This window comes from Nonomuraea sp. CX421 (assembly GCF_059358955.1).
Window position 1 is genome coordinate 1 of record NZ_JCADBK010000028.1, and the last position, 23,972, is coordinate 23,972.

General features: G+C 69.4%; 23 protein-coding genes. 8 read left to right on the forward strand and 15 right to left on the reverse strand.

Going from position 1 to position 23,972, the window contains the following annotated elements; genetic code table 11:
* The 3 genes from AC5L3X_RS33420 to AC5L3X_RS33430 all read right to left on the reverse strand — a co-directional run.
* A partial coding sequence (locus tag AC5L3X_RS33420) for a DUF742 domain-containing protein (RefSeq protein WP_494862353.1) occupies positions 1-203 on the reverse strand: 203 nt, incomplete at its 3' end.
* 5 nt (positions 204-208) lie between these two features.
* Positions 209-631, reverse strand: a complete 423-nt coding sequence (locus tag AC5L3X_RS33425) for a roadblock/LC7 domain-containing protein (protein ID WP_225263474.1) — start codon at positions 629-631, stop codon at positions 209-211.
* Positions 628-3,336, reverse strand: a complete 2,709-nt coding sequence (locus AC5L3X_RS33430; protein ID WP_494862355.1) for a sensor histidine kinase — start codon at positions 3,334-3,336, stop codon at positions 628-630. Before AC5L3X_RS33430 ends, AC5L3X_RS33425 begins: the two co-directional genes overlap by 4 nt.
* 528 nt (positions 3,337-3,864) lie before the next feature.
* On the opposite strand from AC5L3X_RS33430, the gene AC5L3X_RS33435 reads away from it, so the two are divergent.
* The 5 genes from AC5L3X_RS33435 to AC5L3X_RS33455 all read left to right on the forward strand — a co-directional run bounded on the left by AC5L3X_RS33435 (position 3,865) and on the right by AC5L3X_RS33455 (position 8,770).
* Positions 3,865-4,836 carry an ABC transporter substrate-binding protein gene (locus AC5L3X_RS33435; protein WP_494862357.1) on the forward strand — a complete coding sequence of 324 codons (972 nt, stop codon included), beginning with the start codon at positions 3,865-3,867 and terminating at the stop codon, positions 4,834-4,836.
* Positions 4,833-5,642, forward strand: coding sequence for an ABC transporter permease (locus tag AC5L3X_RS33440; protein ID WP_494862359.1), 810 nt, complete (start codon positions 4,833-4,835; stop codon positions 5,640-5,642). Before AC5L3X_RS33435 ends, AC5L3X_RS33440 begins: the two co-directional genes overlap by 4 nt.
* Complete coding sequence (locus AC5L3X_RS33445) at positions 5,639-6,415, forward strand: ABC transporter permease (protein WP_225263476.1); 777 nt, start codon at positions 5,639-5,641, stop codon at positions 6,413-6,415. Before AC5L3X_RS33440 ends, AC5L3X_RS33445 begins: the two co-directional genes overlap by 4 nt.
* Positions 6,416-6,424: 9 nt before the next feature.
* Positions 6,425-7,882, forward strand: a complete 1,458-nt coding sequence (locus AC5L3X_RS33450) for a dihydroorotase (protein ID WP_494862361.1) — start codon at positions 6,425-6,427, stop codon at positions 7,880-7,882.
* Positions 7,883-7,987: 105 nt separating this feature from the next.
* Positions 7,988-8,770, forward strand: a complete 783-nt coding sequence (locus AC5L3X_RS33455) for an ABC transporter ATP-binding protein (RefSeq protein WP_494862362.1) — start codon at positions 7,988-7,990, stop codon at positions 8,768-8,770.
* 104 nt (positions 8,771-8,874) lie between these two features.
* On the opposite strand, the gene AC5L3X_RS33460 is transcribed toward AC5L3X_RS33455, so the two are convergent.
* The 6 genes from AC5L3X_RS33460 to AC5L3X_RS33485 form a co-directional block, all read right to left on the reverse strand.
* Entirely contained in the window at positions 8,875-9,453 is a 579-nt protein-coding gene (locus AC5L3X_RS33460; RefSeq protein ID WP_189126222.1) for a GTP-binding protein, read from the reverse strand.
* On the reverse strand, positions 9,434-9,838 hold the full coding sequence (locus AC5L3X_RS33465; protein ID WP_225263479.1) for a DUF742 domain-containing protein: 405 nt from the start codon (positions 9,836-9,838) through the stop codon (positions 9,434-9,436). The genes AC5L3X_RS33460 and AC5L3X_RS33465 overlap by 20 nt, the downstream gene beginning before the upstream one ends.
* 18 nt (positions 9,839-9,856) lie before the next feature.
* Positions 9,857-10,279 carry a roadblock/LC7 domain-containing protein gene (locus tag AC5L3X_RS33470; protein ID WP_055507217.1) on the reverse strand — a complete coding sequence of 141 codons (423 nt, stop codon included), beginning with the start codon at positions 10,277-10,279 and terminating at the stop codon, positions 9,857-9,859.
* Complete coding sequence (locus AC5L3X_RS33475; protein ID WP_494862364.1) at positions 10,276-13,353, reverse strand: sensor histidine kinase; 3,078 nt, start codon at positions 13,351-13,353, stop codon at positions 10,276-10,278. Before AC5L3X_RS33475 ends, AC5L3X_RS33470 begins: the two co-directional genes overlap by 4 nt.
* Positions 13,354-13,603: 250 nt before the next feature.
* The gene (locus AC5L3X_RS33480) at positions 13,604-15,001 is read right to left on the reverse strand and encodes an aminobutyraldehyde dehydrogenase (protein WP_494862366.1); all 1,398 of its coding nucleotides are present in this window, start codon (positions 14,999-15,001) and stop codon (positions 13,604-13,606) included.
* Between the two features lie 5 nt (positions 15,002-15,006).
* The gene (locus AC5L3X_RS33485; protein WP_494862368.1) at positions 15,007-16,254 is read right to left on the reverse strand and encodes a glycosyltransferase; all 1,248 of its coding nucleotides are present in this window, start codon (positions 16,252-16,254) and stop codon (positions 15,007-15,009) included.
* Between the two features lie 137 nt (positions 16,255-16,391).
* Here AC5L3X_RS33485 and AC5L3X_RS33490 point away from each other — a divergent pair, with 137 nt between their 5' ends.
* The gene (locus AC5L3X_RS33490) at positions 16,392-16,997 is read left to right on the forward strand and encodes a TetR/AcrR family transcriptional regulator (protein ID WP_189126218.1); all 606 of its coding nucleotides are present in this window, start codon (positions 16,392-16,394) and stop codon (positions 16,995-16,997) included.
* 11 nt (positions 16,998-17,008) lie between these two features.
* Here AC5L3X_RS33490 and AC5L3X_RS33495 read toward each other — a convergent pair whose 3' ends face one another.
* The 4 genes from AC5L3X_RS33495 to AC5L3X_RS33510 are packed head-to-tail and all read right to left on the reverse strand — an operon-like array spanning position 17,009 to position 20,821.
* Positions 17,009-18,058, reverse strand: coding sequence for an ABC transporter ATP-binding protein (locus AC5L3X_RS33495; RefSeq protein WP_494862370.1), 1,050 nt, complete (start codon positions 18,056-18,058; stop codon positions 17,009-17,011).
* Positions 18,045-18,824: an ABC transporter permease gene (locus AC5L3X_RS33500; protein WP_189126216.1), complete on the reverse strand. Its 780-nt coding sequence runs from the start codon at positions 18,822-18,824 to the stop codon at positions 18,045-18,047. Before AC5L3X_RS33500 ends, AC5L3X_RS33495 begins: the two co-directional genes overlap by 14 nt.
* Positions 18,817-19,683 carry an ABC transporter permease gene (locus AC5L3X_RS33505; RefSeq protein ID WP_225263482.1) on the reverse strand — a complete coding sequence of 289 codons (867 nt, stop codon included), beginning with the start codon at positions 19,681-19,683 and terminating at the stop codon, positions 18,817-18,819. The genes AC5L3X_RS33500 and AC5L3X_RS33505 overlap by 8 nt, the downstream gene beginning before the upstream one ends.
* Before the next feature lie 16 nt (positions 19,684-19,699).
* The gene (locus tag AC5L3X_RS33510) at positions 19,700-20,821 is read right to left on the reverse strand and encodes a polyamine ABC transporter substrate-binding protein (protein ID WP_494862371.1); all 1,122 of its coding nucleotides are present in this window, start codon (positions 20,819-20,821) and stop codon (positions 19,700-19,702) included.
* A gap of 169 nt (positions 20,822-20,990) precedes the next feature.
* Between AC5L3X_RS33510 and AC5L3X_RS33515 the strand changes: the two genes are divergently transcribed.
* Together AC5L3X_RS33515 and AC5L3X_RS33520 are read left to right on the forward strand one after the other, a co-directional pair.
* On the forward strand, positions 20,991-22,103 hold the full coding sequence (locus tag AC5L3X_RS33515) for a hypothetical protein (RefSeq protein ID WP_494862372.1): 1,113 nt from the start codon (positions 20,991-20,993) through the stop codon (positions 22,101-22,103).
* Complete coding sequence (locus AC5L3X_RS33520) at positions 22,100-23,068, forward strand: SIS domain-containing protein (protein ID WP_494862374.1); 969 nt, start codon at positions 22,100-22,102, stop codon at positions 23,066-23,068. Before AC5L3X_RS33515 ends, AC5L3X_RS33520 begins: the two co-directional genes overlap by 4 nt.
* Positions 23,069-23,089: 21 nt before the next feature.
* Here the strand turns inward: AC5L3X_RS33520 and AC5L3X_RS33525 are convergent, their stop codons facing one another.
* Both AC5L3X_RS33525 and AC5L3X_RS33530 read right to left on the reverse strand, forming a co-directional pair.
* A complete protein-coding gene (locus AC5L3X_RS33525; RefSeq protein ID WP_189126212.1) occupies positions 23,090-23,659 on the reverse strand; it encodes a GTP-binding protein in 570 nt (189 codons plus the stop codon).
* The gene (locus AC5L3X_RS33530) at positions 23,640-23,954 is read right to left on the reverse strand and encodes a DUF742 domain-containing protein (RefSeq protein ID WP_372459741.1); all 315 of its coding nucleotides are present in this window, start codon (positions 23,952-23,954) and stop codon (positions 23,640-23,642) included. Before AC5L3X_RS33530 ends, AC5L3X_RS33525 begins: the two co-directional genes overlap by 20 nt.
* Positions 23,955-23,972 lie beyond the last annotated feature (18 nt).

The following is a 23,972-nucleotide window of genomic DNA, read 5'->3' on the forward strand; positions in this document are numbered from 1 at the left end:
CTGATCGCCTGATACTCCGGCGTGATATGCGAGAACTCCCGATGCTCAGCCGTCGCCGACGAAACGAGGGCCTCCATCGCGAGTTTGACCCTGGGCGCCGTACGTCCGCCCGTCACCGCGTACGGACGGACCGGCGAACCCGGATCGGGAGACGACGACGCCTGCGGCTCGCGGCCGCCGCTGTTCCACCTTGGGTCCGTCACCTACATCACCTGGACTGGGTAGCGCGCAGTTCGGCGCGCACCGCCGGCGTGAGCACCTGTCCGGCGCGATCCACCATGAGCGTCATCTGATAGGCCACCAACCCCATGTCACAGTCGGGAGCCGCCAGGACGGCCAGGCACGAGCCGTCACTGATCGACATGATCAGCATCAGCCCGCGCTGCATCTCCACGATCGTCTGATTGACCGCGCCGCCCTCGAACACCCGGGCCGCCCCTTGGGTGAGGCTGACCAGGCCGGAGGCGATCGCGGCCAGCTGATCCGCCCGGTCCGCGGGAAACCCCGACGAGGCCGCCAGCGGCAGACCATCGGATGAGACCACGACGGCGTGCGCGACGCCCGGAACGGTGCTGACGAAATCAGTGATCAACCAGTCGACACCGCGCGCGGCGTGACTCAGGTCGTTCATGCGCCCTCCTCCCTGTTGGCGTTCCTCGGGTCAGAGGGATACGCCTTGCCCTCGGTGATGTCGTCACGTGCCGCCCGGAATCCCTGCTGGAAACTGGACAGCCTGTTCCGGATCCGGTCCGGTGACACCGACGGCATCGGAGTGACGCCCTTCGGCGCCGACGCCGTGTCCGCCGAACCCGGCACCAGGTTCGCCTTCGGCACCCGCTTCGGCAGCCCCGAAGCCGTCGCCCCGTCACGCACCGGCTCCACCACGGCCTCCGCCTTGCTCCATCCGGCGTCGGCCTTGGCCGATCCCCAGCTCGCCCCGCTGGCGAACCAGGCGGACTCGACGGAGGCGAAGATCGGGAGGTACTCGTCACCGGCCGACGGCGGCGTGTTGACCGCCGGGATCGGGCCGGTGTTCGCCGCGTCGGTCTCCGGGAACTCGGGCCGCTGGGGCCGGGCCGGCGGCCGGGTGAAGTCGCCCCGCTCACGGGGGTTCCAGGGGGGCGGCGCGTCCACCGGCGGCCGCCTGGGCAGACCGTTGCCCGCGGCGGGCCAGGCGCCGGGTTCGCGCGGCGGGGACATCCAGACGTCGGCGTCACCGAAGCCGGCACGCGGGTCGGACGGCCAGCCGCCGGGGTCGGACGGCCACTGCGGCTGCATCGGCCAGCCGCCGTTCTGCTCCGGGGCCGGTGGGCCGGACGGGTAGGAGGGGTGTCCGGGCCCCATCTGGTAGGTGCCGCCCTGCCACGGCGGGACGGGCGCGGGAGAGGGCGCCAGTTTCGGCCCGTTGAAGGCGTCCTCCTGGGACGGGTTCGAGCTCGCGTAGGCGGGCGACTGGGCGCCGAGCATCGACTCGGGCAGCAGGACCATCGCGGTGAGACCGCCGGAGGCGTGCGGGCGCAGTTGCACCCGGATGCCGTGCCGGTGCGCCAGACGGGCGACCACGAACAGGCCCATCCGGCGCGACACCGACACGTCCACGCTCGGCGAATCGGTGAGGCGTTCGTTGGCCTGGATCAGTTCTTCCTGGGTCATGCCGATGCCGGAGTCGGTGATCGACAGCATCACGCCGCCGCCGTCGATGCGGCTGCCCGACAGCGTGATGCGAGTCTCGCGCGGCGAGAACGACAGCGCGTTCTCCACCAGCTCGGCCAGCAGGTGGATGACGTCGTTGACCGCCTGACCGGCGACGGACACGCCGTCGGGCACCTGCAGCACCACGCGTTCGTAGCCCTCGACCTCCGACAGCGAGGCCCGGGCCACGTCGACCAGCTTCACCGGCTGGCTCCAGCGACGTGGCGGGTCCTGGCCGGCCAGCACCAGCAGGTTCTCGCTGTTGCGGCGCATGCGGGTGGCCAGATGGTCCAGCTTGAACAGGTTGGCCAGCCGGCTCTCGTCCTGCTCGCCCTGCTCCAGCCCGTCGATCAGAGTGATCTGCCGCTCCACCAGCGTCTGACTGCGACGCGACAGGTTGACGAACATCGCGTTGACGTTGCTGCGCAGCCTGGCCTCCTCGCCCGCCAGGCGCACCGCCTCGCGGTGCACCTCGTCGAACGCCCGCGCCACCTCGCCGATCTCGTCGTCGGAGACGACGCCGATCGGCTCCACCTGAACCTGCCCGCCTGAGTCGGACTCGCGCAACCGCTGGACGGTCTCGGGCAGCCGGCGGCCCGCGATGAACAGCGCCTCGCGGCGCAGTCTGCGCAGCGGGCCGCTCAGCGAGCGGGCCATCATCACGGTGACGAGCAGCACGAGGATCAACAGGGCCACGATCGCGAACGAGAAGACCATCGCGCCCTGCTGCTCAGCCCGCTGGACGGTCTGGCTGCGCAGCAGAATGGAGTCGGCGACCCGCTGTTCGACCTCGCGCATGCCGTCGATGGTCTTGCTGACGGCGCCGAACCACGCCTGGCCGTCGCGGGTGAGGCCGAGGCCCCGGTCGGTCAGCGGCAGGCCGGCGTCCTGCAACGCCATGGCGCGCGCCTGGATCAGCTCGGCACGGTCGACCGCCTGGCCGCTGACGGTGTCGTCGTAGGCCTGGCGCAGCTCCAGCGGCACCTGGGCCCGGAAGGTGGCCAGCTCGCCGTCGCGCTGGGCGCGGGCGGCGATGAAGGCGTCCAGTTCCTCCTTGCCGAAGCGTCCGGCGGCCAGCGCGGCGACGAGCAGGGCGCGCTGCCGCGAGACGAACTGCTTGGCCCTGGACAGGGCGGCGAAGCCGGCGACGCTGTCGGTGAGCTCCTTGTCGACGGCGCCCTGGTCGATGTTGTCGTTGAGCGCGAGGAAGTCGGAGATGGACTGGTCGTAGAGCTCGATCACCGAGGCGACGTTCAGCTTGGACTCGACCGCCGTCTTGCGGGAGTTGGCCAGTTCGTCGAACCGGTTCAGCACGCGCAGGGCCTGGGCGCGCTGGGGGGTGTCGGAGTCGGCGAGTGCCTGGACGCCGCCCCGGGCGTCGTCGACGAGGCTGTCGACCGCGGAGTATTGGGCGGTGACGGGGTTTCGGTCACCGCCGCGGCCCAGCGCGACGTAGCTGGCGGTGAGGTCTCGTTCCAACTCGGTCTCGTGGGCCAGCCGGGTCAGCTTGCTGGCCACGATCGCGGTCTGGTTGACCTGTTCGTACTCGTTGGCGCTGCTGGCGGAGGAGGCGACGCGGAATCCGCCGAGAATCAGTGCCGCCAGGGTGGGGATCACGATCAGCGCGAGGAGCTTGGACCGCACCCGCCAGTTGCGCAGCCCGAATCCGCCCGATCGGGTCGGCTTGCCTCTGGTATGAGGGGTCGGGTGCGAGGGCTCCTCAGCTGGTAATCCCGCATCCCCGCCTGCTGGGGGCAATGTATTTCTCACTGGCCTCCGCGACCTCTCCTAGATGGCCTGGTGCAAGAGATCTGGTTGTGCACGTGCGTGGCCTCCGTGCCGCCCCCGGGACACTAAATGACCGAAATCCTATTTATGTTCAACTGATAATCGATATCGCCCGTAAAGGTCACGGTCGATCGATCACCTAGCACACGTCTCTACGTCTCGACAGTAGCCACACGTTCGGGATGAACGCCACCCATCTGTCCACTTCGAACCGGACATACCTCCATGAATACAGTGTGATCATTTTTTCCGCATATATATTGATAATTTCCAGAATCGGGGGAGCATGCGCAAGGGGTTGCCTGCGCTAGGGTGCGACCGTCGTCGATCACCCCCGATCAAAGGAGACGCGACATGAGGTTCGGTGCTCAAGGGCGCACCGCCATGATTGGACTTGTGGTCACCCTTGTCATTACGGGGTGTTCCAGCTCGGATGGCAAGACCACGGAGGCCGCCAACGCAAACGGTCTGGAGAAGACTTCTCTCTTGATCGGCCAGTATCCTGGGGCCGACTCCGCCCCTCTGTTCATCGCGATAGAACGCGGGTTCTTCAAAGAGCAGGGCCTCACAGTCAAGACCGAGGCCATCCAGGCACCGCAGGCGGTGCTGCCCAAACTGGCCAACGGCAGCATGGACGTGGTGCTCGGCAGCTACGCGACCATCCTGACGATCCAGAGCCAGAAAGTGGAGAAGTTCAAGTACATCGCCGACTCCTACCAGGGCGCGGCCGGCGGCTTCGGCGTGATGGTGGGCAAGGACTCCCCCATCAAGACGGTCGCCGACCTCAAGGGCAAGAAGATCGGCGTCAACTCGCTCGCCGGGCTCGGCGTCCTCACGATGAACCCGCACCTCAAGATCAGCGGGCTCAAGCCGCCGCCCGACCCGAGCAAGGACGTCACGTACGTGGAGGTGCCGACCACCAACTGGCTGTCGGCGCTGGAGAAGGGAGACGTGGACGCGGTCTGGATGACCGACCCGTACGTCAGCGAGGCCAAGAACAAGCTCGGCGCGACCATGCTCGTCGACACGATGTCCGGGCCGACCGAGGCGTTACCGATCACCGGCTGGGCCGCGACCGAGAAGTGGGTGGCCACCAACCCGAAGACGATGGCCGCCTTCCAGCGGGCGATGGCCAAGGCCCAGAACATCGCCGCCACCGACCGAAGCGCGGTGACGAAGATCCTGCCCACGTTCACCAAGATCCCGGCGGACACCGCCGCCACGATCAACCTGGGCGCCTACCCCACCACGCTCAGCGCCCAGCGCATCCAGCGGGTCGCGGACCTGATGCACGAGTACGGCTTCATCAAGGAGAAGATCGACGTCGCCTCGATGATCGTCTCTTCTCAGGGATGACCGCGACGACCACACTGGCGCGGGGAGAACGGCTCCACCTCTCCCGCGCCAGGCTCGGAAAGCTCGTCCGCCACGTCATCGGCGTGGCGGCGTTCCTGCTCCTCTGGGAGCTGGCCGGCCGCACCGGCCTGCTCACCTGGCTGCCGACCGCCTCCGCCTCGCTCGCCCGGGCGGTCGGCCTCGCCTTCGACCCCGCCTTCCTCGGCGACCTGCTCTCCACGCTCACGGCGTCCGCCATCGGCCTGCCGCTGGCCGTGCTGGTCGCCGTACCCCTCGGCCTGCTCCTCGGCACCGTGCCCGTCGTGGAGGAGATGACCCGGGCGATCGTCGAGTTCCTGCGTCCCATCCCGTCCGTCGCGCTGATCCCGCTGGCCCTGTTCGCCTTCCAGCCCGAGATCAACGCCAAGGTCGCGCTCATCGTCTACGCCTCCGCCTGGCCCATCCTGATCAACACCCTGTACGGCGTCCGCGACGTCGACCCGGTGGCCACCGAGACGCTGCGCTCGTTCGGCTTCGGCCGCGGCTCGGTCATCATGCGGGTGTCGCTGCCGAGCGCCGCGCCGTTCATCTTCACCGGGATCCGGCTCGCGGCCTCGATCACGCTCATCCTGGCCATCAGCGTCGAGTACTTCGTCGGCGGCGCCGGCGGCATCGGCGCGTTCCTCATCCAGGCCAGCACCGGCATCGGGGCCGACGCGATGGTCGACGTGATCGCGACCCTGATGTGGGCGGGCGCCGTCGGGCTGGCCGTCAACACCGTGCTGCAACGCGCGGAGCGGCGGCTGTTCAGGTGGCGATTCTCGTGATCCGGACCATCGTCAAGCGGCTCTGGCTGGTGCCGGTCGTCCTCGTCGCCTGGGAGCTCGCCACCACCGCGGCCGCGAACCCGTTCTTTCCGCCGCCCATGCTCATCGCCTCCCGGATGTACGAGATGTGGTTCTCCGGGCCGTTCCTGCTCACCGAGGAGGCCGTGGACAACTTCGGGCCCAGCCTCGTCCGGGTGGTCGGGTCGTGGGGCGCGGCCGTGGTGCTGGGCGTGGGGCTCGGCGTCGCGCTGGGGCGCACCGCGTGGCTGGCCGACTACATCGATCCGCTGGTCGAGTTCGGCAGGGCGGTGCCGCCGCCCGCCATGCTGCCGGTCTTCCTGGTGCTCTTCCAGATGGGCACGCAGGTGCAGGTGGCGACCATCGTTTTCGGCATCATCTGGCCGATCCTGCTCAACTCGATCGACGGCGCTCGCAACGTCGACCACCTGCAGACGGACACCGCGACCGTCTTCGGGCTGCCCCGGCATCTGCGGTTGTTCCGGATCATTCTGCCCGCCGCGTCACCGAAAATTTTCGCGGGTCTCCGGCTCAGCGTCTCTCTGGCGCTTATCCTGATGGTCATTTCGGAACTCAAGGGCAGCACTGACGGCATCGGCTACTTACTGAGCGTGGCGAGCAGCAATGCCGACATGCCGGCGATCTGGGCCGGCGTGGTGGTGCTCGGAGTGCTCGGCTACGCCTTCAACTCCCTGTTCCTTCTGGCGGAGCGACGCGTCCTCACCTGGCATCGCGGCGCCCGCGGCACCGCTTAGGAGGCGGTTGTGACAGACCTGTTACTTAAGAACGTCCGGGTGGTCACTCACGATCGGGACCAGCCCATCCCGGCGGACATCTCCGTGACCGACGGCCGCATCGACCGGATCGCTCCCGGCCTGCCGGGCGAGGGCGTCCCGGACGTGATCGAGGGCGCCGGTCGGCTGGCCTTCCCCGGCGTCGTCGACGGCCACCAGCACTGGGGCATCTACAACCGGCTGGCCGACGACGCCGGCTCCGAGAGCAGGGCCTGCGCGCAGGGCGGCGTCACGACCGCGCTCACCTACATGCGCACCGGCCAGTACTACCTGAACAGGGGCGGCCCGTACGCCGACTTCTTCCCCGAGGTGCTCGCGCAGGCGGCCGACCAGGCGTACGTCGACTACGGGTTCCACCTCGCGCCCATGTCCCGGGCCCACATCGACGAGCTGCCCGACCTGGTCGAGAAATTCGGGGTCTCGTCGTTCAAGATCTTCATGTTCTACGGCGGACACGGGCTGCACGGCCGATCGGCCGACCAGAACGCGTTCCTGATGCTGCCCGAGGACGAGCGTTACGACTACGCCCACTTCGAGTTCGTGATGCGCGGCGTGCAGGCGGCCCGTGAGCGGTTCCCCGAGCTGGCCGACGAGATCTCGCTGTCGCTGCACTGCGAGACGGCCGAGATCATGACCGCCTACACCAGGCTGGTCGAGGAGGCGGGCGACCTGAGCGGGCTGGCGGCCTACAGCGCCTCCCGCCCGCCGCACTCCGAGGGCCTGGCCGTCTTCATCGCCTCCTACCTGGCCCACGAGACCGGGCTCGGCAACGTCAACCTGCTGCACCTGTCCTCGCGCAAGGCGCTGGACGCCGCGGTGCGGATGGCCAGGACGTTCCCGCACATCGACTTCCGCCGCGAGGTCACCATCGGCCACCTGCTGGCCGACATCGACACCGCAGAGGGGTTCGGCGCCAAGGTCAACCCGCCGATCAGACCGCGGGAGGACGTCGAGGCGCTGTGGGAGTACGTGCTCGACGGCACGGTCGACTGGGTGGTCAGCGACCACGCCTGCTGCCGTGAGGAGCTCAAGTTCGGCGCCCCGGCCGACGACGTGTTCCTGGCCAAGGCGGGCTTCGGCGGCGCCGAGTACCTGCTGCCCGGCCTCATCACCGAGGGCCGGCGGCGCGGCCTGCCGTACGGGCGGATCGCCGCGCTCACCTCATGGAACCCGGCGCGCAGGTACGGCCTGCGCGACAAGGGCGCCCTGGCCCCCGGCTTCGACGCCGACATCTGCCTGGTCGACCCGGGCACCACGTGGACCGTACGGGCCGCCGACTCCGAGTCGGCGCAGGAGTACACCCCGTTCGAGGGGTTCGAGCTGACCGCGAAGGTCACCGACACGTTCGTGCGCGGCCACCACGTCCTCGACGCGGGCAAGATCGTGGGCCCGCCGCTGGGCCGCTACCTGCGCCGTCCCCAGAGCTGATCCGCTCCCCCTGACGAACGCCGGGAATGGACATTTCGCATATGCAACTATTCCCGGCTTCGCTAGAGTCGATGTACTGAATCCGGCTTCCCCCGAGGAAATCCCTTGCTCGAGATAGACAACCTCACGCATGTGTACGGACCAGGCAGCCCCAACGAGCACCGCGCCATCGAGGGGCTGAAGCTGAGCGTCGCCGAGGGTGAGCTCCTGTGCATCGTCGGGCCCTCCGGCTGCGGGAAGTCGACGCTGCTCCGTTCCATCGCCGGACTGATCACGCCCACCGGCGGCGAGATCAGGGTCGAGGGAGAGCTGGTCCGCCAGACGCCCGGCAACCTGGCCGTCGTCTTCCAGGACTACAGCCGCTCGCTGTTCCCGTGGATGTCGGTGGCCGACAACGTCGCGCTGCCGCTGCGCCGCAGGAACATGGACAAGCGGCAGCGTCGCGAGGCCGCGCAGGAGGCGCTGGAGTCGGTCGGGCTGGAGGGCGCGGGGCGTAAGTACCCGTTCCAGCTGTCGGGCGGCATGCAGCAGCGGGTGGCGATCGCCCGCGCGCTGGCCTACCGGCCCTCGCTCATGCTCATGGACGAGCCGTTCGGCTCCGTGGACGCGCAGACCCGCGAGGACCTCGAGGACCTGGTGCTGACGGTGCGCGGGCACCACCAGATGACGATCGTGCTCATCACCCACGACATCGACGAGAGCGTCTACGTCGGCGACCGCGTCGTGGTGCTGTCGAAGGCCCCGGCGCACGTGGTGGGCGACCTCAGGGTGGACCTGCCCGGGCCCCGCGACCAGATCACCACCCGCGAGCACCCCGACTTCGTGCACCTGCGCGCCGAGGTCGGCCGGCTCGTGCGCGGCGTGCCCGCGCAGGCGACCTCCGCCTGACCTCGCCGCCTGGCTCCCTACGAACGCGACGTGCCGAACGCGACGTGCCGAACGCAACGTGCCGCCGGACCTCGGTCCGGCGGCACTTTCACGTGGGCCAGCCGTCAGGCGGGCGTGTGCATGTGGCGGGTCAGAGCGTGCTCGACGAGCGTGATGAGCGTGCTCTTCACCGAGTCGCGCGCGCGGGCGTCGAGGCGGACGATCGGCGTGTGCGGGTTCAGCGACAGCGCCTCACGTATCTCCTCCTCCTGGTGCGCGAACTGGCCGTCCCAGCCGTTGATGCCGATCACGAAGGGCAGTTTGGCCTCTTCGAAGTAGTCGATCGCCGGGAAGCTGTCGGCCAGCCTGCGCGTGTCGACCAGCACCACGGCGCCGATGGCGCCGCGCACCAGGTCGTCCCACATGAACCAGAACCGATGCTGGCCGGGCGTGCCGAACAGGTAGAGGATCAGGTCTCGATCCAGAGATACCCGGCCGAAGTCCATGGCCACGGTCGTGGTGGTCTTGTTGGGGGTGAGCGAGACGTCGTCGACATGGGCCGACGCGTCCGTCATCACCGCCTCCGTCGTGAGCGGCAGAATCTCCGAGACCGCACCCACGAACGTCGTCTTGCCCACGCCGAAGCCACCGGCCACGACGATCTTCGTCGAGGTGAGGCCGGGGCTAGAGCCTGCGAAGTCCACTGAGCACCCTTTCGAGCAAGTTGAGGTCCGGCTTCCCCTCATCCAGCGAAGGCTGGTGCACGCGGATCAGGCCTTCCGACGCCATATCGGCGATCAGTACCCGGACCACGCCGAGAGGCTGGCGTAAAAGGGCGGAGATCTCAGCAACCGACCTGACGTTCCTGGTCAGCTGAATGATCGCCTGATACTCCGGACTTAGTAGGGAAATGTCTTGGTATTCGGACGTCACAGAGGACACCAACGCCTCCATGGCGAACTTCATCCGCGGAGCCGTACGCCCCCCGGTCACGGCGTATGGCCGCACCAAGGAGCTCGACTTCTGCGAACGGGGAACCGCCGGATGCGGCGGTGTACTATCACCAGCCCAACCCTGACCTGACACCATGATCTCCTGTCACCGTCCCTAGCGGGGACGGGCCGCCTGCAGCTCGGCGCGTACGGCCGGCGTGAGCACTTGGCCCGCTCGCTCGACCAGTAGCGTCATCTGGTAGGCCACCAGGCCCATGTCACAGTCGGGCGCAGCGAGCACGGCCAGGCAGGAACCATCGCTGATCGACATGATCATCAACAGTCCGCGCTGCATCTCGATGACGGTCTGCGTCACCATGCCGCCCTCGAAGACGCGTGCCGCGCCCTGCGTCAGGCTGATCACACCCGAGGCGACCGCGGCCAGCTGATCGGCCCGATCCTTCGGGAAACCCTCGGAGAACGCCAGTGGCAAACCGTCAGACGACACCACGACGGTGTGCGCGACGCCTGGCACATTGTTGACAAAATCAGTGATCAGCCAACTGATGCCACGCGCTCCCTGGCTCAGTTCTCTCATTTCTCCTCCTCGTTATCTTCGCCGCGGGTGAAGGCCCGGCCCTGCCGTACACCCTGCTGGAAGCTGGAGAGCCGGCTCCGCAACCGCTCGGGAGAGATCTGCGGCGCCGGTGACGTGGCCTGCGGCTCCGCCAGGCTGGCCGTTCCCGGCACCAGGTTGGCCTTCGGCACGCGACGCGGCAGGCCGGAGGCGGTCAGGCCGCCCTTGGCCGGCTCCGCCGCCGCCTGCGCCGCCTGGAAACCGCTGTCGGCCGGAGAGGACCACGACGCGCTCACACCCGACCCACCCGGCGTGCGCCGCGGCAGCCCGGGCCGCTCCGCCGGGGCGTGGGGCTCGGGGCGGCGCTGGGGCAGCGGCTCGGGAGCGCGGTCGAACTGCACGGCGGGCTGGATGGCAGTCTCCGGCTCCGCGTCGTGGCCGGGCTCCTGACCGGGCAGGAACTGCTCGGGGTCGGGCCGGCGGAACCAGTCGGAGCCGACCGACGAGAAGATCGGCAGGAACTCGTCACCCTGGTCCTCCATCGGCGAGCTGCGCACGATGGGGAGCGGGCCGGTCAGGTCCTGCGAGGAGTATTCGCCTGGACCGAACGGGTCGAAGGCCGAATGGCCGTTGCGTCCGTGCGGGTCGGCGGGTGGCGGGGTGGTCTCGGCGAACGACGGCCAGCGTGACTCCTCGGCCGCGAACGGGGACTTCGGCTCGTCCGTGTCGAAGACCGATCGGCGCGGCTCCTCGCCGAAGGGCGGCCAGCGCGTTTCCTGCTGGGCGGGCGGCTCCTCGGCGAACGACGCCCAGCGGGGCTCGTCCTGCTTGGCCGGAGGCGGTTCCGTCGCGAACGACGGCCAGTTCGGCTCCGCCGCCTTCGGCGCCTCTTCGGGGAAGGAGGGCCAGCGCTGCTGGTCACGGGCGGGCGGCGCCTCTTCGGCGAACGACGGCCAGCGCGGCTCCTGCGGGGCGGGCGGCGCCTCCTCGGCGAACGACGGCCAGTTGCCGGTGCCGGGCACGGGCAGCGACCCCGGCCACTGGGTGTCCAACGGCATGTCGTCCATCCGCCTCGGCGAGGCGTCGAGGCCCATCGCCGGCGAGGCGTAGACGCCGGTGCCGTTGGCCGAGGTCTGGTCGAACGCGCTCGGGTCGAAGTCGGTGAAGGCTTCGTACTGGCCGCGCTGCTGGGGGCCGGATCCCGGCGCGCCGGCGATGAGCATGTCGGGCATCATCACCATGGCGCTCAGGCCGCCGGTCTCCCGCATCCGGAGCTGGACCCGGATGCCGTGGCGCAGGGCCAGGCGGCCGACCACGAACAGGCCCATCCGCCGCGAGACCGCGACGTCCACGACGGGCGGGTTGGCCAGCCGCCAGTTGGCCTCGGCCAGTTCCTCGGCCGACATGCCGATGCCCAGGTCGTTGATCGTCACGAGCACGCCGCCCTCGACGGCGCTGCTGGTGACCTGGACCTTGCTCTCGCGGGGCGAGAACGAGATGGCGTTCTCGATCAGCTCGGCCAGCAGGTGGACCGAGTCGGTCACGGCCGGGCCGACGATCTGGACGCTGGACGGGATCTGGATCTGGACCCGCTCGTAGCCCTCGACCTCGGACAGCGAGGCGCGGGCGATGTCGACCAGCGGCACCGGCTCGCTCCACTTGCGGGCGGCCTCCTGGCCGGCGAGGACCAGGAGGTTCTCGCTGTTGCGGCGCATGCGGGTGGCCAGGTGGTCGAGGCGGAACAGGTTGGCGAGCCGGTTCTCGTCCTCCTCGCCCTGCTCCAGTCCCTCGATGAGCTGCAGCTGCCGCTCCACCAGGGTCTGGCTGCGCCGCGAGAGGTTGACGAACATCGAGTTGACGTTGGCGCGCAGCTTGGCCTCGTCGCCGGCCAGCCTGATCGCCTCGCGGTGGACCTCGTCGAAGGCCCGGGCCACTTCCCCGATCTCGTCGCGGGTGGTGACGCCGATCGACGGCACCTCGGGCACCGCGGCGTTGTCGCCGGACTCGCGCAGCACGCGGACGGTCTCGGGCAGCCGGGTGGTGGCCACCTGGAGCGCTTCGGCGCGCAGCCGCCGCAGGGGGCGGACCAGCGAGCCGGCCACCCGGGTCGTGATGACCAGGACCAGGAGCAGCAGGACCAGGATCAGCGCGCCGGTGACGATGGCGCTGCGCTGCTCGGCGTCGCTCAGCTCTTGGGTCTGGGTCACGATGCCCTGGGCCAGGCCGTCCTCGACCTTGCGCATGGTGTTGACGGCCAGCGTGGTGCTCTCGTGCCAGAGGGTCAGGTCACGGCGTGAGGTGACGTCGAGGTCCTTGATGGCCTTGTACTCGCGCAGCTGGGCCAGGGCGCGCTGGCGCATGGAGTCGGCGCGGTCGATCTGCACGCCCCTCATGCCCTTGTGGTACGCGGCCAGGTCGGCCGCGGCGGCCTCCTGCTCGAAGCTCGCGAGCTCGGCCTGCTGGCGGTTCCACGAGCCGAGGAAGTCGGACAGGTCGTCGTAGTCGAGCTGCCGCTCGATCAGCGCCACGACCAGGATGACCTGCTGGCGGGAGACCTCTTCCTTCATCCGGCCGAGGGCGCTGAGGGCGGCGACGTCTCCCTGCAGGCGGTCGTCGCTGACGCCGGCGGCCAGGTCGCTCTGCAGGTTGGCGAGAACCTCGATCATGGTCGAGAAGGTGCGGACGGCGGCCCGGGGCGGGACGCTGTCGCCGACGATCGACTCGCGCAGGCCGCCCAGCCCGTCGAGCCAGCGGCGCATCTCGACGACCTCGGCGAGCACGCGCGGCGAGTGGGAGGCGTCGATGGCCTGCATGGCGGTGAGCACGCGGGCCTTGGCGGCGTCGACGGCCTTGCGCTGGGTGCCGAGCTGCGCCAGCCGCCCGGCCCGGCGCCGGTCCGCGATGTACCAGGCCGTTAACGTGCGTTCCTTGCCGAGTTCGTGCGAGAGCTGGCCGGTCTCCTGGACCAGCTCGGCCACCTGGGTGAGCCGGCGGTACTCGGCGCTGGTGCCGATGGCGTCGGCCAGCTGCACGCCGGCGAGCAGCACGCCCACGACCGTCGGGATGAGGATCAGCGCCACCAACCTTGAGCGCACGCGCCAGTTCCCCAGCCGGAACCGTCCGCCTGTGTGCTCCCCGGACTTGGTGTGCCTGGGGTTATCCGTCCTCACTGACTCTCGCAACCTCTCGCCGGTACGTGCTCGAAAATCTGACACGCGTGGGGCGCATGGGATTTGTCGGGGCTGGGTAATTGGAACACAACCCGTACCAGATCGGCCAACCGGACATTTCCCATCAAATACGACCAAATGTGATTTTTGGGCCGCATATCGCCGTACGTGTTTTTCAGGCTGGCCGGAAGGAGTCTCGCTCCACCGGCATCGCATGCTTGACCATCAGGTGACGGGTCACCGAATACTCCTGCACCGCCTCCTGGCTCATGTCCTTACCGAATCCGCTGCCCTTGACCCCGCCGTGCGGGGCCTCACTGGCGATCGGCAGATGGTCGTTAACCCAGGTCACACCCACGTCCAGGCGATGCGAGACCCTCATTGCCCGCGCCACGTCGCGCGACCACACCGACGAGGCCAGGCCGTAACGCGTGTCGTTGGCGAGCCTGACGGCCTCGTCCTCGCCGTCGAACGGAAGGACGACGAGCACGGGACCGAAAAGTTCCCCCTGGACGATATCGCTGTTCTGCGCGACATGCGTCACAAGTGTGGGCGGGTAGGCGAAACCAGGGCCGTCGACAGGGCTCCCACCATGAGCGATGCGCCCGCCGGACCGTTCCACGAAACCGTGCACCCGCTGCCGGTGCTCCGCCGAGATGAGCGGGCCGATGTCGGTGGCCGGGTCCCAGGGGTCGCCCACGGTGATTTCGGCAAGTCTCGCCCGGATCGCCTCCACGGCCTGGTCGTGCACCTGGCGGGCCACGTAGACGCGCGTGGCGGCGGTGCAGTCCTGGCCGCTGTTGTAGGTGGCGCCCATGGCCACGCCGGTCGCCATCTCGGCCAGGTCGGCGTCCTCGAACACGAGCGCGGGCGCCTTGCCGCCGAGCTCCAGGTGCACCCGCTTGAGCGTCCTGGCCGCGCCGGTCATGACGGCCCGGCCCGTCTCGGTCGAACCGGTGACGCTGACCATGTCCACGCCCGTGTCGGTCACCAGCGCCTCGCCCACCTCGGCGTCGCCGGTGACCACCTGGACGAGCCCGTCGGGGGCGCCGGCCTTGGCGAACAGCTCGGCCAGCCGGAGCGTGGTGCGCGGCGTCTGCGGCGCCGGCTTGATGACCACCGCGTTGCCCGCCGCGATGGCCGGCCCGAGCTTCCAGACGGCCATCACGAACGGGAAGTTCCACGGTGCGATCGAGCCGACCACGCCGACCGGGCGGCGCAGCATGATCGAGGTGTAGCCGCGACTGAACACCCCGGCGCCGGAGCCCTCCAGCGAGCGGGCCGCTCCGGCGAAGAAGCGCAGGTTGTCGGCGGCGAACGGCAGCTCACCGTCGCGGAAGACGGCCGCCGGCTTGCCGGTGTCCTCCACCTCCAGCCGGGTCAGCTCCTCGGCGTCGGCCTCGACCAGGTCCGCCAGGCGCAGCAGCAGCCGCGCCCGCTCGCCGGGCGTGGTCTCCGCCCACTCCGCGTAGGCGGTGCGCGCCTTGGCCACGGCCCGCGCCACGCCTTCGACCGGGGTGTCGGGAACCGTGTCGTGGGCCTGTCCGGTCGCCGGGTTGATCAGTTCGCGCATGGTGACTACTTCTGTCCGAATTCTTCGATGAGGTCGGCGGCCTTGCGCAGGCCGTCGCGGCGGCGGATCTCCTCGCCCGCGGCGGCCAGCCGGTCGCGCAGCGCGCTGTCGCCGAGCAGCCGATCGAGGGCGCCGGTCAGCTCCTCGTCGGCGAAGCCGTACGTGGAGAGCCGGACGCCGTAGCCGAGCTCGTGGACCCGCTGGGCGTTGTCGTACTGGTCCCAGAACAGCGGCAGCAGGATCATCGGCTTGCCGAAGTGCAGGGCCTCGGTGGTGGTGTTGTTGCCGCCGTGGGTGATCACCAGGTCGCAGAGCGGGATGATCTTCGTCTGCGGCAGGAACTCGGCGCCCCACATGTTGTCGGCCAGCTTGATCTCCTCGTGCAGCGGGCCCTTGGAGACGATGAACCGGTGCGGGGTGGTGGCCAGCACGTCGATCACCCGCTGCATCAACTCCACGTCGGAGGAGCCGAGGGAGCCGAGCGAGAAGTAGACCAGGGCGCCCTCGCCCCGTTCGAAGGGCAGCTCGAAGGACTCGTCGGTCTCGCGGACGGAGGAGTCGAGCCGGTGCCAGCCGGGACCGAGCGGGCGGTCGGCCGTGTAGTCGGCGATCTCCGGGTAGACGTAGAGGTTGAGGTCGCCCTCGTGGATGAAGTCGAGCTCCGGCAGCGGCTCGGTGCCCTGCTCCACGCACCACTCGTTGAAGGCGCTCCACAGCTCGCGGTGGGTGCGGTCGTACTCCGCGCGGAAGGCGTCCCACTCGCTCCGGTCGTCGGCGGGCAGCCCGGAGAAGACCGGCGCGACGTTCTCGCCGCGCACCTCCAGCGGGTTGCAGGAGACGATGCGGACGAACTTCTTGCCCGCCGTTAGCAGCGCCGGGAACGTGATGACGTTGTCCTCGACGATGACGTCCGGCTGGACGCGCTCGATGATCTCCTTGAGCTGCGGCTCGCAGTACTTCGCGCCGTCGATGAGCGACTCCCAGATCGGCTTGGTGACCGTCTCCAGCTGCTCCAGCGTGCTCTTGCGGTATTCGGGCGCGGTCTCGCGGATGAAGTCCTTCCAGAACTGGCCCGCGTCCTGCTCCTCCTCCGCCGGGGGCGCGAGGTCGACGAGGTCCTCCTCGAAGCCGAGCGCCGTGAGCTTGCCCTTCCAGGACGCCTCGGCGGCGAAGACGACGCGGTGGCCGCGGCGACGCAGGATGTCGCCGATGCCGATGCAGTTGTTGGTGGGCCCGTAGGCACTTTCTGGCATGAACAGGACGGTGAGAGACATCATGCACTCCGGGGCGGTTAAATTGAACGACAATTCAAATGCTCATCTGGCGTGAAGGTCAGCTTCACGGCACTATGGTGGCAAGTTCCTGAACGACCGACAAAAAGGTGGTGAGCATGGCCCAGCGCAAGAGCCGCACCGACCGGCGCATCGACCTCATCGAGGCCGCGCGCCGGGCCATCATCCGGCACGGTGTCGACGGGGTCCAGCTCTCGCATGTAGCCGAGGAGGCGGGGCTCACCTCCGGCGCCGTCCTCTACCACTACCCCGACCTCAGCGAGCTGCTGGTCGAGGCCCAGCACGCCGGGATGGAGAGGTTCTACGAGCAGCGGCTGCGCCAGCTCGCCACCATCACCGACCCGGTCGCGAAGCTGGCCACGACGATCCGGTCGGGGTTGCCGACCGGCCCGCTCGACCCGGACGTGCGGCTGCTCAACGAGCTGGGCGGGGCGGCCGGCCGCAACCGGATGTACGGCGTGCTGCTCACCTCGCTCTACGACCGCCAGGTGTCGATGTACCAGTCGATCCTGGACACCGGGGTCGCGCTGGGCGTGTTCAGGTTGAGCGCCGCCTCGCTGACGATCGCGCGCAACCTGGTGGCCCTGGAGGACGCCTACGGCTACCGCATCACGGCCAGGCACCCGCTCATCGGCCCGGCGGAGGCCGCGGAGCTGATCCTGTCCTACGCGCGCACGGCGACGGGCAACGACCTCGTCCACTGACCTCCGGGGGCTCATCGCGCCCCCGGGATGATGACGGCGTCGGGCGCCTCCCAGCTCAGATCCACCTCGGCTCCGGGCTGCACGCCGCTGGCCCCCTGGACCGCCACCAGGACGGGCCTGACATGACCGGGCACGTCGACCGAGATGTGCGAGACGCCGCCGTAGAAGCTGACGTCGAGCACGGCGCCCTTGAGCCCGCCGGCGACGGTGTCCGCCTCGACCAGCCGGATCTTCTCCGGCCGGACGCCCAGCAGCGCCTTGGTGCCCTCCTCCAGCCCGTCCAGCGGGGTGCCGGGCAGCGGGCCGAAGTCCTCGGTCAGCAGCCCCCCGGCGCCGGCGGTGCCCTCGAACAGGTTGTTGGCGCCGACGAAGTCGGCGACGAACGGCGTGCGGGGCCGCTCGTAGAGCGCGACCGGCTCGTCCACCTGGCGCACGTGGCCGTGCTCGAAGACCGCGATGCGGTCGGCGAGCGACATGGCCTCCTCCTGGTCGTGGGTGACGACCACGAACGTGATGCCGACCTCGTTCTGCAGCCGCTTGAGCTCCAGCTGCATGTCGGCGCGGACCTTCTTGTCGAGGGCCGAGAGCGGCTCGTCGAGCAGCAGCAGGCGGGGCCGCTTGACGATGGAGCGAGCGAGCGCGACCCGCTGGCGCTGTCCGCCGGACAACTGCGCGGGCTTGCGGTCGCCGTGGGCCGACAGCCCCACGGTCTCCAGCACCTCGCCGACGCGCTTCTTGATCTCCTGCCGGGGCAGCTTCTCGCGTTCGAGGCCGTAGGCGACGTTCTTCGCCACGGTCATGTGCGGGAACAGCGCGTACGACTGGAACATGAGGCTGATCGGCCGCCGGTTCGGCTGCCGGCCGAGCAGGTCCTCGCCGTCGAGGGTGACGGTGCCGCCGTCGGGCGTCTCGAACCCGGCGATGATGCGCAGCAGCGTGGTCTTGCCGCAGCCCGAGGGGCCGAGCAGGGCGAAGAACTCGCCCTGCTCGATCTCCAGGGAGACGTCGTCGAGCGCGGTCACGTCGCCGAACCGGCGGGTGATCCCGTCAATCTTGAGCACGTGACTCACCGATCTTGGTCAGGCGCTGGCCCACGATCACCGCGGTGAAGCTCACCAGCAGCAGGATCGCGCCCAGCGCGTTGATCTCAGGCGTGACCCCGAAACGGATCATCGAGTAGATGACGATCGGCAGCGTCTGGTCGAGGTTGCCGATCGTGAAGAAGGCGATCACGAACTCGTCCAGCGACAGCGTGAACGCCAGCAGCGCGCCGGCGATGATGCCGGGCATCAGCTGCGGAAGCGTGACCTTCATGAACGTGGTGACCGGCCCGGCGCCGAGGTCGCGCGAGGCCTCCTCCAGCGAGGTGTCGGCGCCCGACAGCCGGGTGCGCACCACCGCGGCGACGAAGGCCATCGAGAACACGGCGTGCGACAGGGTCACCGAGTGGAGGCCGAGCGTGAACTGCACCACGCCGTAGAAGACCAGCAGGCCGATCGCGAGCACCAGGTCGGGCAGCACGGCCGGCATCAGCGCGATCGCGTCGAGCGTCTTGGACCGGGTGTGCCTGGCCAGGCCGACGGCCAGCAGCGTGCCCAGCACCGTGGCGATCGCCGTCGAGCCCGCCGCCACGATCAGGGTGTTGACCAGGCCCTCCATGACCTTCGCGTCCTGGGCCAGCACGCCGTACCACTTGAGGCTGAAGCCCTCGTAGGTGTAGGCGGACTTGCCGGAGTTGAACGACATCACGACGAGCACGATGATCGGCGCGTACAGGAAGACGTACGTGAACCAGAACGGGACGTGCAGCAGCCTCGACCTACGCACGGCGGGCCGCCCAGGCCTGCGCGACGAGGAGCAGGACGAGCACCGCGACGAGCGCGGTGGCCAGCGCGGAGCCGAACGGCCAGTCGCGGGCCTTGAGGAACTCGGTGCGGATCAGGTTGCCCACCATGATCGACTTACCGCCGCCCAGCATCTCGGGGATGACGAAGTTGCCGAAGGTCGGCACGAACACGAACAGGGAGCCCGTCATCACGCCCGGCACGGTCAGCGGCAGCGTCACCTTGCGGAACGTGGTGAACGGCGAGGCGCCCAGGTTGGCCGACGCCTCGCGCAGCTGCGGATCGAGCTTGTCGATCGCGGCGTAGAGCGGCAGCACCATGAGCGGCAGGTAGGAGTAGAGCAGCCCGGTGACCACGGCCCCGTCGTTGTAGAGCAGTTCGAGCGGGTCGAAGCCGAGCGCCTTCAGGCCGGAGTTCACCAGCCCCTGGCCGTTGAGCAGGATGATCCAGGCGTAGACCCGGATGATGAAGTTGGTCCAGAACGGCAGCACGATCGCCACCAGCGCGATCGTCCGCCACTTCGACGGCAGCTGGGCGATCAGGTAGGCCGTCGGATAGCCGAGCAGCAGCGCGATCAGCGTGGTCAAGGTGGCGATCTTGAGCGAGTCGGCGACCACGCCGAGGTAGAGCGGGTCGATCAGGCGGGTGAAGTTCTCGGTGGTGAACTCGTAGACGATCCCGCCGAAGCGTCCGCGCTGGAAGAAGACGTTGCTGAGCACCAGCGCCAGCGGCACCAGCATCAGCACGACCAGGTAGACCAGGCCGGGCGCGAGGAACACGAACGCGCCCAGCCGGCGCTCCCTCGCGGGGGAGGCCGGCCGGGCGTCAGCTTGCGGTTTCACTGCGACTGTTCTGCCGTTAGTCTGCCGTGATCTCGGACGACAGCCGCGCGAACTTCGTCGACGCCTGTCCCAGGTCGATGATCGACTCACCGTCGAGCAGTTCGGCGGGCTTGATGCCGAGCAGCGAGCCCGGAGCCACCTTCACCTTGTCCATCGCGGCCTTGTTGGGCACCTTGTAGTTGATGTTCTCGGCGGCCCAGCGGTGGACCTCGGGGTCCAGGATGTAGTTGATGAAGGCGTGCGCGGCCTCCTTGTTCTTGGAGGACTTCATGATCACCATGGTGTCCACCCAGAGGTCGCTGCCCTCCTTCGGCACCGTGAACTTGATGTTCTGCTTCTCGTCCGTGGTCGGGCACCAGCCGTCCCACGCCTCGACCATGACCGCCTCGCCCGACACGAGCAGGTCACCGAAGGTGGTGTCGTCGAACTTGAGGAGGTGCGGCTTGGCGTCGAGCAGCAACTGCTTGGCCTTGGCGATCTCCTCGTCCTTGTCGGTGTTGACCGAGTAGCCCAGGGCCTTGAGCGCGGGCAGCGCCAGCCAGCGCTCGGTGGTCATCAGGGTGACCTTCTTGTCAGCCCAGGCCGGCGGCTTGAGGAGATCGTTCCAACTCGTGGGCGGCGTCTTCACCAGATCGCTCCGGTAGCAGATGCCGGTCGTGCCCCAGGTGTAGGGCACGGAGATCTTGTTGCCCTTGTCGTAGGAGAGCTGGGTGGCCTCGGGGTACAGGTTGGACAGGTTGGGGATCAGCTCGGGGTGGATCGGCTCCAGCAGCCCCTGCTCGTTGAGCGCCTGCGCGTACTGACCTGACACGAACGCCACGTCGATGCCGCTGTCACCGGTGGCGGTGAGCTTGGTCATCGCCTCCTCGTTGGTGGCGTGCAGCGCGATCTTCATGTCGGAGACCTTGAACTTCTCCTTGAACCTCTCGGTCAGCTCCTTCGGCGTGTAGCCGTCCCAGACCGTCACGTTGAGCGACTGCTTCGAGAGGTCGGCATTGGGGTTGAGCTGGGCGGCCGTCGCCTGCGGGGCCGTCTCTGCGCTGTCGGTCGACTCACCGCCGCACGCCGCGACGGCGAGCGCGAGGCCGGCCACCGCGACGGCAGCCGGAAGACGACGGGTGAACCGGGTACGGAACACGGCCGCTACTCCTTTGGATTTCCGGGGTACGAGGGGTCACGCGACCAACCGGGCACGGGAGACCAGAGCAGGAGTGTTGCAGGCCAAATCAACATGAGCAAGACTTTTGCTGACATTGCTACCTGGAAGTTTGGTCAAGTTGTTGAATTCGGATTCAATATGGGGGCGGTTGACCTCCCTGGGTGAGAGAAATCTCACAGAGCGAGATCGCGGTCTCACGGCCGCGCTGATCACGCTGTTGGACGGCGACGTGCCGCTGCCCTTCGGGCTCCGCCGGTTCCAGCAGTTGCCCAGCTTCTCGCACCAAGACGCCGGTTTCCACCCCGGGGTCCCAGGTGAGCGCGCGTTCGGCGAGCACGTCGATCAGACAAACTATTCGGTCGTCGTGGGTGATCAGATCGTTGTCAAGTGGCTGACACCGCCCGCGCCGATGCCGCATCCGGCCGTCGACGTGCTGGCCCATCTCGTTGAGGCCGGGTTCAATCAGACCGCGCCTCCCTACGCGGCCCTGACTCTCCGCGAAAAGTCCGGCGAGGTGCTGCTGGCGCTGGTCACCGGCTACCTCCCCGGGGCACGGGACGGCTGGGAGTGGTGCGTCGACGAGGCCGAGGCCGGGCGCACCGCCTTCGCCGCCGACCTCGGCCGCCTCGCCGCGGACCTCCACCTCGCCCTGGCCACCTTCCCCGGCGCCGGCCCGCCCGCCGGCCCCCTGCGCGCGGCGGGCCGGGCCGAGCGGGCGCTGCGGGAGGCGCTCGACCTCACCGAGGGCGACGACGGCCGGTGGCTGGCCTCCCGGGCCGGCGACCTCCGGCGCGAGCTCGCCCCCCTGACCGCGCCGATCACCACCCCGCTGATCCGCATCCACGGCGACCTGCACGTGGGCCAGCTCCTGCGCTGGCGCGACGGCTACGCGGTGATCGACTTCGACGGCAACCCCACGGTCACCGAGGCCGAACCGTACCAGCCGGCGGCCCGGGACCTGGCCCAGCTCACCACCAGCCTGGAACACGTCGCCCAGGTGGCCGTCAAACGCCGCGGCACCCCTCCCGGCCAGGCCGCCGACTGGGCCCGTGCGGCCCGCGGCCTGCTGCTGGACGCCTACCGCGACCGCCTGGCCGAGCGTGACGGACGGCACCTGCTGGACGAGTCCCTGATCCGCCCGTTCGAGATCGAGCAGGAGTGCCGCGAGCTCATCTACGCCGCCCGCCACCTGCCCCGATGGCGGTACGCCCCGATGGGCGTGCTGCGCACCTGGTACGACGACACCGAGGAGACACCGTGAATTCCGAGCTGTACCTGGCCGACCTGGAGGCCAAGCCGGCCGCCCTGGCCGCGCTGGCCGAGTCGCTGGAGACCGCCGACCCCTTCGAGGCCCTGCCCCGGGACATCGAGCGGGTGCTCTTCCTCGGCATGGGCAGCTCCCGCTACGCCGCCGGCGTGGCCGCCCTGCGGCTGCGCGCCGCCGGGATCGACGCCTACGCCGAGTACGCCTCGGCCGCGGCCACCTTCCCGGCCTCGCGGGGCACGCTGGTCGTGCCGATCTCGGCCACGGGCGGCAGCCGCGAGACCCTGGACGCGGTGGCCCGTCACGCCGGCACGGAGGCGTTCGTGGCCGCGCTCACCAACGCCCCCGGCTCGCCCATCGGCGAGCCGGCCGACCTGGTGGTCCCCCTGCTCGCGGGCGAGGAGCGGGGCGGCGTCGCGTGCCGGACGTTCCAGCACACCCTGGCCCTGCTGCTCGCCCTGGAGGCCCGCCTGACGGGCGCCGGACGGGAGTCCGGCGTGGCGGCTCTGGTGCGCCGGGCCGCCGAGGCCACCGCCGACCTGCTGGAGCGCCGCGACGAGTGGCTCCCCACGGCGCTGCGACTCCTCGACGGCCCGCACGGCGTCTACGCCGTCGCGCCCGCCGAGCACCTGTCGTCGGCCGAGCAGTCGGCCCTCATGCTGCGCGAGGGCCCCCGCCGGCCCGCCGACGCCTGTGAGACGGGCGACTGGTCGCACGTGGACGTCTACCTCACCAAGACCCTCGACTACCGGGCGCTGTTCTTCCCCGGCTCCCGCTACGACGAGCAGGCCATGGACTGGGTACGGGAGCGCGGCTCGACGGTCGTGGCCGTGGGCGCCGACCTCAAGGGGGCCGCGGCCACGATCCGCTACCGCCACGACGACGACGCCGACGTCGCCCTGCTCACCGAGACCCTGGTCGCGGAGCTGGTCGCGGCCGCCTGGTGGTCGGCCGGGTCATAGGCGGGGTGCGGGGACGGCCGGTCAGTGCGCGCGGACGGTCATGGCGTGCTCCACCAGCGCGATGAGCGTGTGCTTGACCGCCTCGCGGGCGCGGGCGTCGGTGCGCACCACGGGGACGTGGGGAGAGAGGGTGAGCGCCTCGCGCACCTCGTTCTCCATGTGCGGGAAGTGGCCGTCCCATCCGTTGAGGCCGACCACGAACGGCAGCTTGGCGTCCTCGAAGTAGTCGATCGCCGGGAAGCTGTCGGCCAGCCGCCGCGAGTCGACCAGCACCACGGCCCCGATGGCGCCGCGCACCAGGTCGTCCCACATGAACCAGAACCGGTGCTGGCCCGGGGTCCCGAACAGGTAGAGGAGCAGATCACGGTCGAGCGCCATCCGCCCGAAGTCCATCGCGACCGTCGTGGTCGTCTTGCCCGGCGTGTGCGCCAGGTCGTCGATGCCCGACGACGCGTCCGTCATCACCGCCTCCGTGGTCAGCGGCATGATCTCGGACACCGCTCCCACGAACGTCGTCTTTCCGACACCGAATCCACCCGCGACAACGATCTTCGTCGAGGTGAGGCCCGAGCTAGAGCCTGCGAAGTCCACTGAGCACCCTTTCGAGCAGGCGCCTGTCCGGCAGCCCCGCCTCTAGCTGTGGCTGGTAGACCCTGACCAGCCCTTCCGCCTCCATGTCCGCGACCAGCACCCTCGCCACTCCCAGCGGGATGGCCAGCAACGCCGACACCTCCGCCACCGACCTCACCTGGCGGCACAGTTCGCTGATCGCACGATACTCCCGCGTGTACGTCATTCCGAGCTGAGCCGACGTGGCCGAGGAGACGAGCGCCTCCATGGCGAGCCCGGTCCTCGGCGCCGTCCGGCCGCCGGTGACGGCGTACATCCGGACCAGGGAGCTTCG

Excerpts from the sequence above, each read along its gene's own strand:
- AC5L3X_RS33425 (WP_225263474.1), bottom strand. The coding sequence starts at position 631 with ATGAACGACCTGAGTCACGCCGCGCGCGGTGTCGACTGGTTGATCACT.
- AC5L3X_RS33435 (WP_494862357.1), top strand. The coding sequence starts at position 3,865 with ATGATTGGACTTGTGGTCACCCTTGTCATTACGGGGTGTTCCAGCTCG.
- AC5L3X_RS33440 (WP_494862359.1), top strand. The coding sequence starts at position 4,833 with ATGACCGCGACGACCACACTGGCGCGGGGAGAACGGCTCCACCTCTCC.
- AC5L3X_RS33465 (WP_225263479.1), bottom strand. The coding sequence starts at position 9,838 with ATGGTGTCAGGTCAGGGTTGGGCTGGTGATAGTACACCGCCGCATCCG.
- AC5L3X_RS33470 (WP_055507217.1), bottom strand. The coding sequence starts at position 10,279 with ATGAGAGAACTGAGCCAGGGAGCGCGTGGCATCAGTTGGCTGATCACT.
- AC5L3X_RS33480 (WP_494862366.1), bottom strand. The coding sequence starts at position 15,001 with ATGCGCGAACTGATCAACCCGGCGACCGGACAGGCCCACGACACGGTT.
- AC5L3X_RS33485 (WP_494862368.1), bottom strand. The coding sequence starts at position 16,254 with ATGCCAGAAAGTGCCTACGGGCCCACCAACAACTGCATCGGCATCGGC.
- AC5L3X_RS33490 (WP_189126218.1), top strand. The coding sequence starts at position 16,392 with ATGGCCCAGCGCAAGAGCCGCACCGACCGGCGCATCGACCTCATCGAG.
- AC5L3X_RS33530 (WP_372459741.1), bottom strand. The coding sequence starts at position 23,954 with ATGTACGCCGTCACCGGCGGCCGGACGGCGCCGAGGACCGGGCTCGCC.